Annotated in this window: 17 protein-coding genes; 2 read left to right on the plus strand and 15 right to left on the minus strand. The window is 64.3% G+C overall.

The features are described from left to right. Nucleotides 1-22: 22 nt before the first annotated feature. On the plus strand, nt 23-1,180 hold the full coding sequence (gene pobA, locus CCK88_RS12860; protein WP_086471014.1) for a 4-hydroxybenzoate 3-monooxygenase: 1,158 nt from the start codon (nt 23-25) through the stop codon (nt 1,178-1,180). A 120-nt stretch (nt 1,181-1,300) separates the two neighbouring features. Here pobA and CCK88_RS12865 read toward each other — a convergent pair whose 3' ends face one another. The 3 genes from CCK88_RS12865 to CCK88_RS12875 form a co-directional block, all read right to left on the minus strand. Further along, nucleotides 1,301-2,320 carry a TRAP transporter substrate-binding protein gene (locus CCK88_RS12865; RefSeq protein WP_086471015.1) on the minus strand — a complete coding sequence of 340 codons (1,020 nt, stop codon included), beginning with the start codon at nt 2,318-2,320 and terminating at the stop codon, nt 1,301-1,303. A 94-nt stretch (nt 2,321-2,414) separates the two neighbouring features. Beyond that, complete coding sequence (locus CCK88_RS12870; protein WP_086471016.1) at nt 2,415-3,713, minus strand: TRAP transporter large permease; 1,299 nt, start codon at nt 3,711-3,713, stop codon at nt 2,415-2,417. Nucleotides 3,714-3,736: 23 nt separating this feature from the next. Continuing rightward, nucleotides 3,737-4,279: a TRAP transporter small permease gene (locus CCK88_RS12875; protein WP_086471017.1), complete on the minus strand. Its 543-nt coding sequence runs from the start codon at nt 4,277-4,279 to the stop codon at nt 3,737-3,739. A gap of 315 nt (nt 4,280-4,594) precedes the next feature. On the opposite strand from CCK88_RS12875, the gene CCK88_RS12880 reads away from it, so the two are divergent. After that, complete coding sequence (locus tag CCK88_RS12880; protein WP_244557521.1) at nt 4,595-5,014, plus strand: MarR family winged helix-turn-helix transcriptional regulator; 420 nt, start codon at nt 4,595-4,597, stop codon at nt 5,012-5,014. 1 nt (nt 5,015) lies between these two features. On the opposite strand, the gene CCK88_RS12885 is transcribed toward CCK88_RS12880, so the two are convergent. From CCK88_RS12885 to CCK88_RS12940, 12 genes are all read right to left on the minus strand, one after another. Beyond that, nucleotides 5,016-5,780: a crotonase/enoyl-CoA hydratase family protein gene (locus CCK88_RS12885; RefSeq protein WP_086471019.1), complete on the minus strand. Its 765-nt coding sequence runs from the start codon at nt 5,778-5,780 to the stop codon at nt 5,016-5,018. A 23-nt stretch (nt 5,781-5,803) separates the two neighbouring features. Further along, nucleotides 5,804-6,220, minus strand: coding sequence for an acyl-CoA thioesterase (locus CCK88_RS12890; protein WP_086471020.1), 417 nt, complete (start codon nt 6,218-6,220; stop codon nt 5,804-5,806). 8 nt (nt 6,221-6,228) lie between these two features. Beyond that, nucleotides 6,229-6,990, minus strand: coding sequence for an SDR family NAD(P)-dependent oxidoreductase (locus CCK88_RS12895; protein ID WP_086471021.1), 762 nt, complete (start codon nt 6,988-6,990; stop codon nt 6,229-6,231). Continuing rightward, on the minus strand, nt 6,987-8,231 hold the full coding sequence (locus CCK88_RS12900; protein WP_086471022.1) for a thiolase family protein: 1,245 nt from the start codon (nt 8,229-8,231) through the stop codon (nt 6,987-6,989). The genes CCK88_RS12895 and CCK88_RS12900 overlap by 4 nt, the downstream gene beginning before the upstream one ends. Before the next feature lie 3 nt (nt 8,232-8,234). Further along, nucleotides 8,235-10,094 carry a feruloyl-CoA synthase gene (locus CCK88_RS12905; RefSeq protein WP_086471023.1) on the minus strand — a complete coding sequence of 620 codons (1,860 nt, stop codon included), beginning with the start codon at nt 10,092-10,094 and terminating at the stop codon, nt 8,235-8,237. Nucleotides 10,095-10,170: 76 nt separating this feature from the next. Further along, on the minus strand, nt 10,171-12,477 hold the full coding sequence (locus CCK88_RS12910) for an ATP-binding cassette domain-containing protein (RefSeq protein ID WP_244557522.1): 2,307 nt from the start codon (nt 12,475-12,477) through the stop codon (nt 10,171-10,173). Nucleotides 12,478-12,569: 92 nt separating this feature from the next. Further along, nucleotides 12,570-13,514 carry an N-acetylglucosamine kinase gene (locus CCK88_RS12915; protein ID WP_086471025.1) on the minus strand — a complete coding sequence of 315 codons (945 nt, stop codon included), beginning with the start codon at nt 13,512-13,514 and terminating at the stop codon, nt 12,570-12,572. Continuing rightward, nucleotides 13,511-14,176, minus strand: coding sequence for an N-acetylmannosamine-6-phosphate 2-epimerase (locus CCK88_RS12920; RefSeq protein WP_086471026.1), 666 nt, complete (start codon nt 14,174-14,176; stop codon nt 13,511-13,513). The genes CCK88_RS12915 and CCK88_RS12920 overlap by 4 nt, the downstream gene beginning before the upstream one ends. Then, on the minus strand, nt 14,173-15,036 hold the full coding sequence (locus tag CCK88_RS12925) for a carbohydrate ABC transporter permease (protein WP_086471027.1): 864 nt from the start codon (nt 15,034-15,036) through the stop codon (nt 14,173-14,175). Before CCK88_RS12925 ends, CCK88_RS12920 begins: the two co-directional genes overlap by 4 nt. Next, nucleotides 15,033-15,953, minus strand: coding sequence for a carbohydrate ABC transporter permease (locus CCK88_RS12930; protein WP_086471028.1), 921 nt, complete (start codon nt 15,951-15,953; stop codon nt 15,033-15,035). The genes CCK88_RS12925 and CCK88_RS12930 overlap by 4 nt, the downstream gene beginning before the upstream one ends. A 187-nt stretch (nt 15,954-16,140) precedes the next feature. Then, nucleotides 16,141-17,379, minus strand: coding sequence for an extracellular solute-binding protein (locus CCK88_RS12935; protein WP_086471029.1), 1,239 nt, complete (start codon nt 17,377-17,379; stop codon nt 16,141-16,143). A 49-nt stretch (nt 17,380-17,428) separates the two neighbouring features. Then, nucleotides 17,429-18,493 (minus strand): ABC transporter ATP-binding protein, encoded by a 1,065-nt coding sequence (locus CCK88_RS12940; RefSeq protein ID WP_086471949.1) that lies wholly within the window; start codon nt 18,491-18,493, stop codon nt 17,429-17,431. Nucleotides 18,494-18,589 lie beyond the last annotated feature (96 nt).

An 18,589-nucleotide genomic window follows, 5' to 3' on the forward strand; every position in this document is an offset into this window, starting at 1 on the left:
CAAGACTGCCGGGAGGACTGACATGCGCACCAAGGTTGCCATTATCGGGGCGGGGCCGGCCGGGCTCATGCTCGGCAGGCTGCTCGATCTCAACGGCATCGACAATGTCATCCTCGAGCGCAAAAGCGCCGACTATGTGCTGGGCCGCATTCGCGCCGGAGTGCTGGAACAGGGCTCGGTCGACCTGATGGAACGCGCCCAGGTGTCCAGGCGCCTGCACGCCGAAGGGCTCGTGCACCATGGCACGGACCTTTCCTTCGACGGCGACCGCGTCCGCATCGATTTCACCGACCTGGTCGGCCGCCACGTCATGGTCTATGGCCAGACCGAGGTCACCCGCGACCTCATGGATGCGCGCACCGGCCAGACCATCTACGAAGCCGATGACGTGGCGCTTCACGATCTTGACGGCAAGTCATGGGTGAGCTGGACCAAGGATGGCGTCAGTCACCGTCTCGATTGCGATTATATAGCAGGGTGCGATGGCTATCATGGCGTCAGCCGGGCCAGCGTGCCTGCGGCAGCCCTTGCCACATTTGAACGCGTCTACCCTTTCGGCTGGCTGGGCATCCTCGTCGACAGGCCGCCAGTGGCGCATGAACTCATCTATGCCCACCACGAACGCGGATTTGCTCTCTGCTCGCAGCGCTCGCCCACGCGCAGCCGCTACTATGTGCAGGTGCCGACCGATGAAAAGGTCGAAGCCTGGAGCGACGATCGCTTCTGGGACGAGCTGCGCCGGCGCCTCAATGCAGAAACCGCCGAGGCGCTGCAGACCGGGCCGTCGATCGAAAAATCCATCGCGCCGCTGCGCAGTTTCGTGGCCGAACCGCTGCGTTTCGGATCCCTGTTCCTCGCCGGGGACGCGGCGCATATCGTGCCGCCCACCGGCGCAAAGGGACTGAACCTGGCCATGAGCGACGTCGCCATGCTGGCCGACGCGCTGATCGAATTCTACGATGAGCGTTCCAATGCCGGTCTCGATTTCTATTCGGCCAAGGCGCTGCAGCGCATCTGGAAGGCCGAGCGTTTCTCGTGGTGGATGACGAGCCTCATGCACACTTTTCCCGAGAACGGTGCCTTCGGCCGCCGCATCCAGCGGGCCGAGTTCGATTATCTCGCGAGCTCGCGTGTGGCCCAGCAGAGCCTTGCCGAGAATTACACCGGCCTGCCGGGATAGCCCGTTTCTACCACCGCCCTCGCGCTCGATCCGAGGGTGGGCCGATGCTTGGTATCGCCACCAAAAGAAAAGGCCCGGCCGGTTTTCCGGTCGGGCCTTTCATGTTCAGATCGTCCGATCTTACATTTCGGCGGCGATGGCGGCGCGGGCTGCGTCGAGCAGAGCCTGTCCGTCGACACCGGCGGCCGACATGTCGGCGAGCCACTGGTCGATGGTGGGCTGTGCGGCCTCGATCCAGCGCTGCGTTTCGGTCTCGTCGAGCTGGACAATGTTGTTGCCCGCTTCCACGGCGATCTTGAGGCCGGTGGCGTCACCGCTATCCATGACGCGGCCGAACTGGCGCGAGGTTTCGAGGCCGGAATTGGCATCGATGATCGCCTTCAGGTCGTCGGGCAGATTGTTGTAGCTGTCCATGTTCATGACGAAGCCGAAAGTCTGGCTGTAGAGACCGTGATCGCCGGTAAAGCCGGTGTGGTTCTTGACCAGTTCGGCGATGCGCAGGGAGGGCGTCACTTCCCAGGGGATGGTGGTGGCTTCGATCACGCCCTTGGAGAGCGCCTCGGGCGTTTCGGGAACCGGCATGCCGACCGGTTCGGCACCGAGCTGGGCCAGCATGTTGGAGATGATGCGCGAACCGCCGCGCACCTTCATGCCCTGCAGGTCTTCAAGGCTCGTGATCGGCTCCTTGGAGTGGAAGAGGCCGGGGCCATGGGTATGCAGCGCGATGACATGCACGCCGGCATATTCGTCGGCCGCATGTTCCATGGCGTAGTTGTAGAAGGCGGCCGAGGAGGCTTCACCAGTGGTGATCAGGAACGGCAACTCGAACACTTCGGACTTGGGGAAGCGGCCGGGCGTGTAGCCCAACACGGTCCAGATGACGTCGACGACACCGTCCTTGGCCTGGTCGTAAAGGCTGGCCGGGGCGCCGCCCAGCTGCATGGCGTGGTAGAGTTCGAAGGCGATCCGCCCGCCGGATTCTTCCTGCACCTTGGCCGCCCACGGCTCGATGGCCTGCGCCGGAATGGTGGCCTGCGCCGGCAGCATCTGGTGGATGCGCAGCGTCACTTCCTGAGCGAAGGCAGTGGTCGACAGCGCAAGAGCGGCAAGCGCGCCCAGCACGATGGATTTGGTCTTCATGGGGTAGTCTCCTCCCGTTGATGGCCGAAGCCAGTTTGCAGTCTTTCCGGCGGGCGCCCTCTCCCTTGGTGCCCGCCGGTTTCTCGTTCGATCGCTAGTAGAACAGCCACACCATACAGAGTGTGATGGCTGGAAAGGCGACCAGGATGGCAGTGCGGACGATGTCGCTGATGACGAAGGGCAACACGCCGCGATAGGTCTCCGAAAGTCGCGTGCCGGGCGACATGGAGTTGATGATGAAGAGGTTCATGCCCACCGGCGGGGTGATGAGGCCGACCTCCACGGCGATCAGCACGAGGATACCGAACCAGATGCCGAACTCGTCCGGCGTCATGCCGAAATCGAGCACCATCATCATCGGGTAGAGGATGGGAATGGTGAGCAGGATCATGGACAGCGAATCCATGACGCAGCCCAGGATCAGGTAGAAGACCAGGACGATGATCAGCACCATCCACGGGTTGTAGCCCTGCTCCCCGATCCAGCCTGCAGCGACCTGCGGCAGCTGCGACATGGCGAGGAAACCGTTCAGCACCGCCGCACCGAAGACGATGAGGAAGATCATCGCCGTCGACATGGCCGTCGAGAGCAGCGCGTCGCGCACATTAGCCCAGGTGAGGCTGCGATAGGCCAGGGCGATCAGGCCCGTGCCCGCCGCGCCGATGGCAGCCGCCTCTGTCGGCGTGAAGATACCGGTATAGATGCCGCCGATCACCAGCACGAAGACCACGAGCACCGGCCAGATCGCCGCTAGCGACTTGAAGCGTTCGCGATAGGGCACGCGCTCCATTGTCGTGCCCGCGCCGGGGCGCACCCGGACATAGATGGCGATGACGATCAGATAACCGGCTGCCGCCAGAAAGCCCGGGATAAAGGCTGCCATGAAGAGCTTGGCGATATTCTGTTCGGTCAGCACCGCGAAGATGACGAGGATGACCGAGGGCGGGATCAGGATGCCGAGCGTGCCCCCCGCTGCCACCGTGCCGGTGGACAGGGCGTCGGAATAGCCGTGCTTGCGCAATTCGGGCAGTGCCACGCGGCCCATGGTGGCCGCAGTTGCCAGCGAGGAGCCCACGATGGAGCCGAAGCCGGCGCTGGCGCCAATGGCGGCCATCGCCACCCCGCCCTTGCGATGACCGAGCCAGTCAGTGGCCGCCTTGAAGATCTTGCTCGACAGGCCGGATAGCGTCGCGAACTGGCCCATCAGCAGGAAGAGCGGCACCACCGACAGGGAATGCGAGGCGAAGGTGGAATAGCTCAGCGTCTTGAACTGGGCCATCACGGGGTTGAAGTTCTTGGTAATCATCCAGGTGCCGACGACACCGATGACCATCATGGCAAGCCCGATCGGCACGCGCAGAAAGACCAGCAGCAGGACGGCCGGGATGCCCATGAGGCCTAGGATCAGGTTCGTGGTCAATGGTCTACTCCCTGCTGCTTGGCCGGAGCGCGGCCGGCCAGCGCATCGGTGACCGAGCGGCCGAAGACGAACACAGACACGAGCACGAAGACAACGGCGCCGATCATGGCGGCGGCATAGGCCCAACCCATCGGCACGCCGAGCAGGATGGTGGTTTCACGGTAGCTGAACTTGTCCATCATGCCGAAATAGAGCCGCCAGCAGATGAAGGCGGCGGCCACCAGCATCATCAGGTCGGTGACGACGAGGATCCAGGCGTTGACCGCGCCGCTGAAATTGTCGGTGACGAGGGACACCAGCGCGTGCCCGCGCTCGAGATGCGCCCAGGGCATGAACGCGAAGACCGCGAAACCCATGCCGAGCCCGATCAGTTCATAGTCGCCCAGAATCGGTTTCAGCCCCGCCCAGATCAGCGTGCGACCGATAACGCTGATGACGACGATGGCGATCATGGCGAGCAGCGCGATGCCGCCCGCTATGGCTGTCCATCGCGCCAGTCTATGCGCGGTTCGTCCTAAAAAGGACCTGTCAGTGAACACGGATTTCCTCCCCCGTTGCACGCTGAATTAAGGACGGCATTCATGGCAATGTAAAATGATAATTGCCGTCCATTTTATATCTCTGTGGTTATGATATCGGGAATTTCCTGAATGAAATTCGGCAGTACTGTCGAACCATCATAACCAAATGTGCTGTTTCCTCCCCGATACCGCTGAGGTCATCGTGGTCCGTTTCCATTCATATTTCGCTCCTCCCGCACTTGCCTTCCCTACCCGTCTCGTTAGGGTCAGGACACGATGCGCCAAAACTCAGAACCGTCCGCTGCTCCCTCAGATCTCCGTGCCGACAACCGGTTGCAGACCGAAACGGCCACCGGGGCGATCGGCTATCGGCTGCGCCGCGCGCAGCTCAATGTGTTCCAGAAGTTCCTTGCCATCTTCGACGCGCTGAAACTGCGTCCGGCGGAATATTCCGTGCTCGTGCTCATCGGTGACAATCCCGGTCGCAAGCAGACGGAGATCGCCGAAGTCCTCGGCATCAAGCGGGCCAACTTTGTGACGCTGGTGCATGGGCTCGAGGAGCGCAACCTCGTCGAACGCATCCCCTCTGCCCAGGACAAGCGCGCCAATGCGTTGCACCTGACCGAAAACGGCAAGGCCTTCCTCGCCGATGCGCAGGCTCGCCACGCGGCGCTCGAAGAGGAAACCGTCGCTCGTCTCGGTGGTCCTGCTGCCCGTGCCCAATTGTTGTCCCTCCTCGACCGCCTGCTCTGAACTAGCCGAAATTCGGCGGGCGCTTTTCGAGAAAGGCCCGCAATCCTTCCTCGGCGTCCGGCCCGGTCTGGCTCAGCGCGGCCGTCAGGCTCTCGGCATAAAGGCCCGCCTCGGGCGACATGGTGCCGATCTGCGCAATGGCCTGGATGATAAAGCCGTTGATGGTGGGCGAGTTCTTGGCGATGCGCTCGGCCAGATCGAAGGCCTTCGAAAGTGCCTCGCCCTCCGGCACGACGTGATGGGCAAGGCCCAGTCTTTCGCCGTCGCGTCCGGGATAGGTGCGCCCCGTCAGCATCATCTCGGCCAGGCGGTCCGGACCGATCAGCCGGGAAATCCGCACGGACCCGCCGCCACCCACGAAAATGCCGCGAAGGCCTTCCGGCATCTGGAAGCGCACCGTTTCTTCCGCCACGCGCACATGGCAGGCAGCGGCGAATTCGAGACCACCACCCATGACGGCACCGTTCATGGCCGCGACGACAGGCACCTGCGAATGGGCGATCTGGGCCATGACCCGGTGCCAGTTGCGCGAGTGCGCCATGACTTCGAGCGGCTGGCGCGCGACGTGCTGGGAGAGATCGAGACCCGATGAAAAGTGCCCACCGGCGCCGCTGACGACGATGGCCCGCGTGCCCTTGGGCATGTCGTCGAAGAAGGCGTCGAGCGCGGCGATCAGGTCGTCGTTAAGCGCATTGCGCTTTTCCGGGCGGTTGAGCAGCAGATGGGTGATTGCGCCCCGCTGTTCGATGGTCAAGACGTCGGCCATGGATTGTCCTTGTGCAAGGGCGCTCATGCGGCACCCAGGAGATTGCGCACGTCGTCGGGAAGCGGGGCGGAACGAATTGCGCCGTTCTCGCCACGCACCACCCAGACGCGCTTTTCGTGCGCTTCGATCATGGTCTCGCCATCGCGAACCACGGTATGCTTGACCCCGAAGCTCGAGCGACCCAGCTCGGTGATCTCGCTGCGGATTTCGATCGTGTCGCCGAAGCTCGACGGCCGGATGAACTTGGCGCCGGTATCGACCATGGGAATGCCGGCAATGGCGTAGTGATCGAGCCAGTTGCGCTTGTGCATGGCGAACGCGGCCGAGAGCATGGCGGCCGTGGCATTGTCGAAAAAGCGGAAATAGTTCGGATAATAGACGATACCTGCCGGGTCGCAGTCGCCGAACTGGATTTCTACGGTGGTGGTGTTGGAAAACATCGCCGCTCCTACTTGGCCTGCATGCGCAGCGCGCCATCGAGACGCACCACTTCGCCGTTGAGATAGTCGTTTTCGACCATGGACCGGACCAGCGCCGCGAACTCGTCCGGGCGGCCAAGGCGGGGTGGATTGGGAGTGGCGGCAGCGAGGCCCTCCCGGGTCTCCTGCGACAGCCCCTCGAGCAGCGGCGTCAGGAACAGGCCCGGGGCAATCGCGAGAACACGGATGCCGAAGCGCGCAAACTCGCGGGCGGCTGGCAAGGTCAGCGACACGATCCCGCCCTTGGAGGCAGCATAGGCCGCCTGCCCGATCTGCCCTTCATAAGCGGCGACCGATGCAGTGGAGATGATGACCCCACGCTGCCCGTTCTCGTCGGGCTCGGCCAACGACATGGCATGGGCGCAAAGCCGCATCATATTGAAGCTGCCCACCAGGTTCACATTGATCACCCGGCTGAAGGCATCGAGATCCATCGGCCCGTCGCGACCGACGATGCGACCCGCCGTGCCGATGCCGGCGCAGTTGACTAGGATCGAGGGCGTGCCCGCCCCGGCTATGGCCTCGGCCACCGCCTGTTCGGCGCTTTGGGCCGAAGACACGTCCACCGCAATACTGAGGCCCGACAGCGAACCGGCTACCTGCGCGGCCTTCTCACCGTCGCGATCGAGGATGACCACGTTCGCGCCCGCGTGGGCCAAAAGCCGGGCGGTCGCCGCCCCGAGGCCCGATGCGCCGCCGGTCACAAATGCGGTTTTGCCTGATATGTTCATGATGCCGCCTCAGGGTTTTCCAGCAGCAGGGCGATACCCTGGCCGCCACCGATGCAGGCAGACGCGATGCCGTAGCGCGTGCCCGAGCGGCGCAGTTCCAGCGCCAGGGTCAGACCCAGCCGGATACCCGTCACGCCCAGCGGATGGCCGATGGCAATCGCCCCGCCATTGACGTTGAGCTTGTCCTCATCGAGACCCAGTTCATCCACGCAGGCCAGGATCTGCGCCCCGAAAGCCTCGTTGATTTCGATGCGGCCGATCTGGTCGAGCCGCATGCCCACGGTTTCGAGCACGGCGCGGATGGCCGGCGCCGGGCCGATACCCATGATTTGGGGCGGCACACCCACCGCCGCGCTGGCCAGAATCCGCGCCAGAGGCGTGTGGCCATTGGCGCGGGCGTACCCTGCCGAAGCGACGAGCACCGCCCCGGCCCCGTCGACGATGGCAGAGGAATTGCCCCCCGTCTGCACGCCGCCGAAGGCGGGTCGCAGCTTGGCCAGGACGTCATAGGGCGATGGCCGGATGTGGCTGTCGGTATCGACGCTCTCGACACCGCGCGGCAGCTTGATGCCACGCCTGTCTATGCCCTCGATCTCGAATGTCTCGCTGGTCACCGGCACGATCTCTTCGGCCAGGATGCCGGCGTCGCGGGCAGCAATGGCACGATTGAAGCTGCGCTCGGCGAACCGGTCCACGCGCTCGCGGGAAATGCCGTATTGCCGGGCGAGGTTTTCGGCGGTGTCGCCCATGTTGACGCAGCCGGCCGGGTCGTACAGCGCTTCCCACAGGAAGTCCTTGAATTCGACCTTCCCCATGGTGAAGCCGTTGCGGTGGGTATAGGCCGCGATCGGGTTGCGGCTCATCGATTCACAACCGGCCGCCAGGGCCAGATCGACGCGACCGAGCGATACGGAATCGGCGGCCTGGACGATGACCTCGATGCCGGTGCCGCAGATGCGCTGAACCAGATGCGCCGGCGCTTCAATGGGCGCCCCCGCGTAAAGGCCGATATGGCGCGGCGTGACATAGGCATCGAACGAGGCCTGGGCCATCGATCCGGCGATGGTATGACCGATGTCAGCCGCCTTGACGCCAGTCCGCTCCACGGCTGCCCGCGCGGCCTTGATGCCGAGGTCGATCGGGGAGACTTCGCTCAGGGCACCGCGATAATCGATGAATGGGGTCCGCGCGCCACCCAGCAGCCAGGCATCGTCGAAAGTGAGGCGAAGGCCTTTGCTCATGGATCAGGCACCTTTCCGGGGGCAGAGGATAATGTCGGCGCCGTGCATCTCGGCATAGAGCGCCTCGACGAGATCGGCGCGATAGGTCCGCACGGCCCTCTGGTTGATCGAGCCCTTGTCGGTCACTTCGCCGCGGTCGATGTCGGGCAGTTCGGCCATGAGCAGGGCACGCGCCACGTGGTTGGAACTGCCGGTCGACTTCAGCGCGAGCCCAGCCAGGCTGGTGGCAAATCGCTCGCGAACCACAGGATGGGCGAGGATGGTGTCGGCATCGGCCTCCGCGGGCAGGCCGGCCTGGCGCGCACAGGCGCCCAGATCGGGAAAGATCATCGCGCCGATATAGTTGCGGTCGAGACCGGTCAACACGACGTCGCGGATCAGCGGCGCGCAGGCTCCGATGACGGCCGAGCGAACGGCGGCGAAGTTGACCCAGGTGCCGGTCGAGAGCTTGAAATCCTCGGTGACGCGGCCATCGAAGACCAGGCCCTTGCCGAGCTCATCGGGGTCGGCGAAGCGCACGGCGTCGCCGATCCGGTAGAAGCCTTCCTCGTCGAAGGCTTCGGCGGTCTTTTCCGCGTCGCGCCAGTATCCGGGCGTGACATTGGGGCCCTTGAGGCGCAACTCGGTCTTGTCGCCATTGGGCACGAGCTTGATGGTCATGCCCGCCGCAGGCAGGCCGATATGCCCGGCCTCTTCCACAGCCCAGGTGGTGGTGAATGCAAAGGGCGCGGTCTCGGTGGAACCATAGCCGGTGATGATGAGAACGCGCTCACCGGTCTCGGCGCGGGCGGCCCGGTCGAGGCCCTCGAAAACGTGCTGGCTGAGGCCCGCTCCGGCATATTGCAGCAGCTTGAGCCGGGCGAAGAGGTTGCGACGCGCCTCGGGATGCTCATCGAAGGCGGCGACGAGGAATTCGTAGGCCTTGGGCACATTGGTGAAGAAGGTCGGCTGCACCATGGCCAGGTTTTCCAGCGTCCGGCCGATACGGGCGGGCGTCGGCTGGCCGTCGTCGATATAGAAGCTGCCGCCATTGTAGATGGCAATGCCGGTATTGTGGCTGCCCCCGGCCACGTGATTCCACGGCATCCAGTCGAGCAGGACCGGCGGCTCGTCCTCAAGGAAGGCAAGAGCCTGCCGGATCATCTGCTGGTTGCAGGCCATCATGCGGTTGGTGGTGACGACACCCTTGGGCAGGCCGGTCGACCCCGAGGTGAACAGCACCTTGGCAACGGTATCGGCCGTGATCGCGGCGTGGGCCTTTGCGACCGCGTCGGTGACGGGGGTCGCGAGCAGGGTGTCGAATCTGGTGGCCCGGCGGCCGGGCGCGGGATTGGTGCGCACGACCAGCGGCACGTCGGCGCCAAACACGGCCGCTATCGCTGGGGCGAACCGGTCGCCGTCGCTGGCATAGATCATGCCCGGGGTCAGCAGGCCGGCGATATGGCGCAGCTTGCCGAAATCGGTGGACACCAGTGAATAGGCCGGCGAAATCGGCGCATAGGGGATGCCGACCCAGATGGCCGCCATGCCGAGGAGAAAGTGCTCGACCTCGTTGCCGGAGAGGATCATCAACGGCCGCTCGGGTGAAAGACCGGCATCGAGCAGCGCCTGCGCCAGCGGCGGGATCCGCGCCATGACATCGGCATAGCTCAGCTCTCGCCAGCCGGCTCCGTCACGATCGGCGATGAGAATGGCATCGGGCGTCGTGTCGGCCCAGGCCTCAAGCGCATCGACGATGGCGCGCGGATAGGGACCCAGCGCATCGACCGAGCGAATGATGGTGGTGCCGTCGGCGCGGTTTTCCGCTGCCGCAGACATGTTTCCGAGCCGCACGGAGCGGATCGGTGTCGCCTTGACGTCCATGAGTCTCCTCCCTCACGCATTTAGTTATGACGTATAACTATAATGCAGGCAAGGGCGATCGTGGACACGTGGCGGCTTATCCACCCGAACGTTGTGCAAGATAGCGCGCCGTCAGCGAGGCCGGGTCGCGCGCCAGATCTGCCGGAACGCCCTCGAACTGCACGCGCCCGCCATCATGACCCGCGCCCGGCCCCATGTCGATGACCCAGTCCGCACGCGCGATGACGTCGAGATTGTGCTCGATGACGATGACGGTCGATCCGGCGTCGACCAGCCGGTCGAAAAGGCCGATCAGCGTATCGACGTCGTTCATGTGCAGGCCCGTGGTGGGCTCGTCGAGCACGTAGATATTGCCCTTCTTGCCCAGTTCGGCCGCAAGCTTGAGGCGCTGGCGCTCGCCGCCGGACAGGGTCGAGAGCGGTTGACCCAGCGTCAGGTAGCCGAGGCCGACATCGACAAGGCCCTGCACGATCCTGGCGAGCGCAGGCTCGTTGAAATAGCCGGCCGCGTCCTCGATGCTCATGTCGTAGACGTCGGCGATGGACTTGCCCCGCAGCTGGTGGGCCAGCACCTCGGGCAGGAAGCGCTTGCCCTCGCAGGTTTCGCAGGTGGTCACCATGGGATCGAGATGGGCGAGGTCGGTGTAGATGACGCCGCGTCCGTTGCAATCGGGACAGGCGCCCTTGGAATTGGCCGAGAACAGCGACGCCTCGACGCCATTGGCCTTGGCGAAGGCCTTGCGCACGCCGTCCAGCAGCCCCGTATAGGTCGCCGTGTTCGAGCGGCGCGAGCCGCGCGCCAGGTTCTGGTCGATGATGATGGTATCGGGATAGGCCTTGGGCAGGCATCCCTGGATCAGGCTCGACTTGCCCGATCCCGCCACGCCACTGACGACGGTCAGCACGCCGCGCGGAATGGACACCGAAACATCGCGCAGATTGTTGATGGCGCCCTGCTCGATCCGGAGGGCATCGCCGGAAGGCTTGCGCACCTCCGTCTTGATCGGCTGGTGCTTTTTCATATGCGTGCCGGTCAGCGTGTCCGATGCGAGCAGGCCGGCGAAGTCGCCCTCATAGACCACGTCGCCCCCTTTCGATCCGGCAAGGGGGCCCATGTCGACGACGTGGTCGGCAATGGCGATCATGTCCGGCTTGTGCTCGACGATGAGCACGGTATTGCCCTTGTCGCGGAGCTGGGTCATCAGCGTCGCGAGGCTGCCCACATCATGAGGGTGCAGGCCGACCGAGGGCTCGTCGAATACATAGGTGATGTCGGTCAGCGACGACCCCAGATGGCGCACCATCTTTACCCGCTGCGACTCGCCGCCCGACAGCGTCGAGCTTTCGCGGTCGAGGCTGAGGTACCCCAGACCGATGGTCACGAGATTTTCGAGGCGCAAGGCCAGCGCCTCGAGCATGGGCCCGACCTGGGGAGCGGCAATGGCCCGGATGAAGGGGGCAAGATCGGAAACCTGCATAGCCGAAAGATCGGCAATGGATTTGCCGTTGATCACGCTGGTGCGGGCGGCGGCATTGAGCCGTGTTCCGTGACAGGCCGGGCAAACGGCACGGGTGAAGATCTTTTCGTATTCGCGCAGCACATGCGGCTGCAGGCTTTCAGGATCTTTCGACCCAAGGCCCTTCTTGAGCTTGGCGACGACGCCCTCGTAGGTCAGCCCGATCTTGCCGACCTTGATCTTGCGGCCATCGTCGAGGTGAAGGAGGTTTTCGCGCTCGTCCGCCGTGAAATCCTTGATGGGCTTGTCCATGTCGAACAGGCCGGAATTGGCGTAGATTTCCCACCACCAGCTGTCGACGGCGAAATCCTTGGGCAGCAAGGCGCCCTGGTTGAGCGACTTGGTTTCGTCGAGCACAGCCGACATGTCCATGGCCGCGACCTGGCCGATGCCCTCGCAATCGGGACACATGCCGCGCGGATCGTTGTAGGAGTAGAGCCCGGGTGGTCCGAGCCGCGGTTCGGCGAGTCTTGAAAACAGCACCCGCAGCATCTGCGCCGCGTCGGTCACCGTGGCCACGGTCGAGCGCGAATTGCCGCCCAGCCGCTGCTGGTCGACGATGATGGCGGCCGAGATGTTCTCGAGCTGGTCGGCATCGGGCTGGCCATAGCTGGGCATGAACTGCTGCACGAAGGCCGGATAGGTCTCGTTGATCAGCCGCTGGCTTTCGGCCGCGATCGTGCCGAAGACCAGCGACGACTTTCCGGACCCCGAGACTCCGGTGAAGACCGTGATGCGGCGCTTGGGAATGTCGAGCGAGACATTTTTCAGATTGTTCTCGCGCGCACCCCTGATCACGATCGCGCCGTAAAGGTCGTCCTGCATCACCACTTCTCCCAATGCCGTCTGCCCTGTGCCTGGTTTCATCGACACGACGTGTCAGCAGCCGCGCGTTCGACATGGCTGGCGCGTTTGGGACGCTAGCCGGTCGCTTGCGTTATGACCACCGGCGATGCGGTTCAGGGTGTTCCCAATCCATTGGCAAGGAGCGCCAGCCAGGGCCGGCCAGCTTCGCTGGTGCGCATCCGCGCCGCGCCGAGCGGGCTGTCGATCACGGGTGTCGTAAGATCGACGCCAGGAAAACGCCAGGTGATCTCGTCGACGATCAGCGGGTTCAGCTGCAGGACGCCGCCGACCAGAGCGATCGGCCCTGCCCCGCAGCGCGTGTGCAATGCTTCGCCCAGGGCGGCCAGTTCTGCTCCGGCGCGGCGGAGGATATCGAGCGCGGTCTGGTCTCCGGACTCGGCCGCACGCGCCACGCCCACGGCAAGGGTGCCGATGCGCCCGCGATCGCCTGCATAAACGAACTGGCGAACATCGCTCCAGCTGTTGCCACCCACGAGCAAAAACATCTGCCGGGCCAGCTCCTCGACTTCTACGAACCCGCCTGTGTGATCGAGAGCCCGATACATGCGGTCGAGTGCCTGGAGAGCGATCCAGCTGCCCGAGCCGGCATCGTCGATGAGGATGCCCCTGCCCCCCACACGGATGACCTCGCCCGCCTTTGTGACGTGGATGCCGATCGAGCCCGTGCCGGCGGAAATCAGGTGGCCCTCCCCGGGGCGGAAGTGGGCCGCATAGGCCATGACGATATCGTCCATGACCATCGCCGCGCCGGCCGACAGGGCCAGCGCGGTCTCCGCCATGCTGCGGATCTCGTCGGCTGCGGGGGCGCCAAACCCGGTCATGCCGGCGCAAAGGCTGGCGGGTCGCAGGCCCGCCTCGCGCAGCGCTGCGGCCACTGCCTCGAACACGGTTGCCAGTCGTGAGCGCTCGGCCGGGTTGAACACATGCGCGGTCGCGCCACCGGCACTTCCCCGCGCGACCAGTTCGCCGCCCGCGTCGCAGGCGACCCAGCGGCTCGCCGTGCCACCAACATCGAGGCCGACGTGAACGACGGTCACTGCGGCACGCCCGTGGCGACGAAGGCGCGGGTGATTTCGCGCGGATTGGTAATCATGGTTCCCACCACCACGGCATGGGCGCCTGCAGAAAAAGCCTGGCGCACGAGGTCGGGGGAATTGTAGCGCCCTTCGGCGATGACGGGAATCGTCAACCGTGCCGCCAGCGCCTCGACGAGCTCGAGGTGGGGCGCGTCCGGCTTGGGCAGTGTCGCCTCGGTATAGCCCGACAGCGTGGTAGCAACGTAGTCGGCACCCCAGGCGGCCGCCTTCAATCCCTCCTCGCGGGTCGAGATGTCCGCAAAGACCTGGGCCCCCAGCTCCTCGTGGATGCGCCGGATGAGCACACCGGGATGCTCGCCATCGCGCGGCCGTTCGGTGCAGTCGAGCGCGACGATGCCGGCTCCGGCATCGACGACTGCCGCTGCGGCGGCAAAATCGGGCGTGATGTAGACGGGATAGCGCTCTGAAAAGATCTTGTGGATGCCGATGACCGGCAATCCCGCCGCGCCGACCGCAGCAATATCGGCCGGCCCATTGGCACGGATGGCGACGGCCCCACCATCGCGCGCGGCCAGCGCCATGGCGCCCATGAACTGGGGACCATGCAGGGGATTGTCCGCTCGCGCTTGGCAGGACACCACGAGCCCACGGGGCAGCATCATTTCACGGCGCCCGAGGTCATGCCGGCTATGAACTGCCGCGACAGCACGATGTAGATGATGATGATCGGCGCGGCCGAGAGTGTCAGGCCCGAGAACAGCACGCCCCAATCGGTCGTATATTCGCCCATGAAGGTGGTGAGGCCCTGCGGCAGGGTCTTGAGGTTGTCGTTCTGGATGAAGACCAGCGGGAAGAAGAAGTCGTTCCAGATCGGCACGACATTCTGGATGCCGGCGATGACCATCGCAGGGCGCACCAGCGGCAGCATGATCGACCACATGATGCGCGCTTCCGAAGCGCCATCCATGCGCGCCGCATCCTCGAGCTCGTTGGGCAGGGTGCGGATGAAGCCGGTCATGATGAAGACGGTCGAGGGCAGGCCCATGGCCGTGTAGACGAAGATCAGGCTCAGCTGGTTGTTGAGGATCGACAGGTCCCGCATCAGCATGAACAGCGGAATGATGGCCAGTTTGAGCGGCAGGGTCAGCCCGGCGAGGAAGAACATCAGGATGAAGTTGGCGCCGGTGAAGGCGTAGCGCCCGATGGCATACGCCGCCATGGTCCCCAGCGTCAGGATCAGCACCATGGAGGCGCCCGTGACGACGAAGGAATTGGCGAGGTAGCGCAGGAAATTGGTCTCGGACCAGATCTTGATGAAGTTCTGGACCTGCGTGAAATCGGGAATGCCGAATGGCGACTGGAAGATCTGCGGGGTCGTCTTGAAGGCCGAGAACACCATGATGACGATTGGCGCCAGCATGAAGATGGTGTTGGCGATGAGGATGATCTGCAGGAGGCCATCGCGGCCCAGCGTGCCCAGAATGCCCTTGCGGTCGTAGTAGCTGGTGGTGGCCGCGCTCATAGCTGGATTTCCCGGGCGCGCAGGCGCGTGGTGATGACCGCGGCGATCGCTGCGATGAAGATGAAGATCAGGACGGCAAGAGCCGAGCCGAGGCCGAAGTCCTGTTGTCCGGACGACACGTTACCGAAGGCGGTGCGATAGAAGTAGAGCCCCAGCACGTCGGTCGAACCGAAGGGCGAGCCGTCGAGGCCGCCCATGATGTAGGGCAGCTCGAACCAGTTGAACGCCCCGACGAACAGCAGGGTGAAGACGATGGTGGCGCTGGGGGCGACGAGCGGCCAGACGATCTTTGAGATCTTGACCCACTCGCTCTCGGTTTCCATGCGCACGGCGTCGAGGATTTCGCTGGGAATGCGCTGCATGCCCGCCAAAAAGACCAGGGTCGGGAAACCGACCATGTGCCAGGCCTGGGCGACGATGATGCTCCAGAGGGCGGTTCCCGACTGGCCGAGCCAGGGTTGCGCCCATTCGCCGAGGCCGATGCTCTTGAGGCTGATGTTCACCACGCCGAAGAGCGGGTGATAGAACAGCTTGAACAGATAGGCGACGATGATGGTCGAGAGCACGACCGGCAGGAACACCGCGATCCGGTGAAAGCGCGCGCCGGGCAGTTCGCGCCAGAGCGCGTAGGCAAGGATGAAGCCCAGCCCGTTCTGCAGCACCATGAGCGCGAAGAAGACGATGATGTTGTTCTTGAACGCGTTGAGCGTCCAGCTGCGATAGGGCTCGACGAAGAGCACTGTGTGGAAGTTTTCGAAGCCCACGAAGTCGAGCCGCTTCAGGCCCTGCCAGTCGAAGAAGGCATAGGCGAAAGCGGAAATGATCGGATAGACGATAAACAGCGCCACGAAGCACAGCGGCGGCACGATCAGCGCCGTGATCCACAGGCCGCGGCCGGTCATCCGAAACTGGGGCATTTGGGGCTCGCTTGCTTTTGGGTGCGGCGCCTGTCGCCACCCCCACCCGGCCTCCCCCTGAAGGAGGGGGAGGGGGAAATCTGTGTATCGGGCAGCGTCTCCTCACACCCACCGGCCGGTCCCTCCCCCTATCAGGGGGAGGTTAGGTGGGGGTGTGAGGGAGCCGCAGGCGGAGGGAGTGGCCGCCCTAGCTCTTGAACGGCTCGTACCAGGCAGCCAGGCCCGTGGTCAGGGCTTCGCCGATGGCTTCCGGCGTGGTTTCGCCAGAGAAGAGCTTTTGCATTTCGGCCTGGATCAGCACCGAGCCCGAGGGTTCGCCGTAACGGAAGTGGGCGAGCATCAGGTAGGGGATCGAGGACTGGTTGAGCTCGTTGACTTCGGCCAGAAGCGGGTTGTCGAAGGTGACGCCCGGAATGGTCGAGATGTTGTTGAGCGTGTTGGCGAAAGCCTGGCCGAATTCGGGGCTGGCGAGATAGTTCAGGAACTTGATCGCCGCTTCCTTGTTGGCGCCGGCAGCATTGGCCGCATAGCCGCCGTCGAAGTAGAGGCCGACCAGCTTGGCGTCTTCCGCGGTTTCGCCCGGGGCGGCAAAGACGCCCATTTCGATATCCGGGTTCTGCGTCTTGAACGTGGCCAGCTCGTAAGAGCCGCCGACGAACATCGCCGCCATGCCCGAGGAGAACAGCTGCTGGGCCGAGGGGTAATCGAGGCCGATAAAGCCGTCGGGGAAGTAGTCCTGCGCCAGGGCGTTGACCGAGGCCAGCGCGCCGGTGAAGCGTTCATCGGTGAAGTCGGTCGTGCCCGCCATCAGCTCGTCGTAGAAATCCTTGCCCATCAGCGAGGATCCGAGGCCGAAAGTCACGGTCTCGTTCTGCCAGGCCGTCGCCGTGCCATTGGCGAAGGGGATGATGCCCGCATCCTTGAGCTTCTGGCTGGCAGCCATGAGATCGTCCCAGGTCTGGGGCTCCTCGATGCCGTTGTCGGCGAAGATCTTGGAATTGTAGATCACCAGCTGCGTCTGGCTGGCGAAGGGCACGGCGTAGAGCTTGCCGTCGGCGCGGACGCTTTCGGCGGCGATGGCGGGGGCGGCGAACTCGGCAAGGGCCGGGACGCTTTCGGTGGTCAGCTCCTCGAGATAGCCGGCGACGGCGACGTTCTCCAGCCCGCCATAGGCGCGCACCATCATCACGTCGGGGCCGGTACCGCCGGCCAGCGCGGTGGAGAGGATGGTGTTGTAGTTGGTGGCTTCGAAGGTCTCGAACTTGACCGTGATGCCGGGATTGGCGGCCTCGAACGTGTCGATGAACTGCTCATAGGCAGCACGATCTTCCTGGCGCCAGCTCCAGAATGTCAGGTCCTGGGCGAAGGCCGGCGCAGCGACGAGCACGGCGCTCAGAACGGCCCCTATGCGAAGTATGGTTTTCATCTGGATTCCCTTCCCTTGAAAACGTCTTGAAATGGGCTGTGCCGAACCGTCAGGGGTTCAGCCGCCGGCCATCCTCGGCGGAAAAGTAGTGCGCGGCGCCCGGCGTCAGGGACACCGTCACCGCCTCATCGGGCGCATAGAGATCGTTGGGGGTGGTGCGGGCCGAAAGCAGCGTGCCGTCGACCAGGCGCACATAGACATAGGCATTGTCGCCCAGATACTCGGTGTACTCGACCCTGGCGGAAAGCCCCTCGCTCCCCTGCCCGCGCGACAGGTGCACCGCGTCCGGGCGGAGGCCGAGCTTCAGGGTCTCTGCTGCGGGCAAGGCGCCAGGCGCGAGTGCGCCGCCATTGGCGACGACCAGACGGTTGCCATCGCGGGTCACGTCGACCAGCGCCATGCGCGGAGAGCCGATAAAGGTCGCCACGAAAGTATTGGCCGGGGTTTCATAGAGATCGCGCGGCGAGCCGACCTGCTCGATGCGGCCATTGTTCATGACCACGATCTTGTCGGCCAGGGTCATCGCCTCGACCTGGTCGTGAGTCACGTAGATCATGGTGCCGCCGATCTCGCGGTGGAGCTTGGCGATCTCGAGCCGCACTTCCGAGCGCAGCGCCGCGTCGAGATTGCTGAGTGGTTCGTCGAGCAGGAAGACGTCGGGCTTGCGCACCAGCGCCCGGCCGATAGCGACGCGCTGACGCTGGCCGCCGGAGAGTTCGCGCGGCTTGCGCTTGAGGAGCGGTTCGAGCCGCAGCATGGCCGCAGTCTCGGCGATCCGGCGTTCGACTTCTGGCTTTTCCAGCCCCATCAGTCGCGCGCCGAAGGCCATATTCTCGTAGACGTTCATATGCGGGTAGAGCGCATAGGACTGGAACACCATGGCGATGCCCCGGCGCGAGGGCGCCACGTCGTTCATGCGCGTGCCATTGAGCACGAATTCGCCTTCGGTGATCGGATCGAGACCGGCGATCAGACGCAGCAGGGTGGACTTGCCGCAACCCGAGGGTCCGACGAAAACCACGAATTCGCGGTCGCCGATCTCGAGGTCGATGCCATGCAGCACCGCGGTGTCGCGAAAGCGCTTCTTGATGCCGCGCAGCGATAGCTGGGCCACTGTGGTCTCTCCATCCCATCCTGCCCCACGCAGGATCACGGCCGCCATTGATGGCCAGCCAATTGGAATACTAAATTCCACAAATTGATTGTGTCA

Origin of the sequence: Devosia lucknowensis, from assembly GCF_900177655.1 — a bacterium.
Taxonomy (GTDB): Bacteria; Pseudomonadota; Alphaproteobacteria; order Rhizobiales; family Devosiaceae; genus Devosia; species Devosia lucknowensis.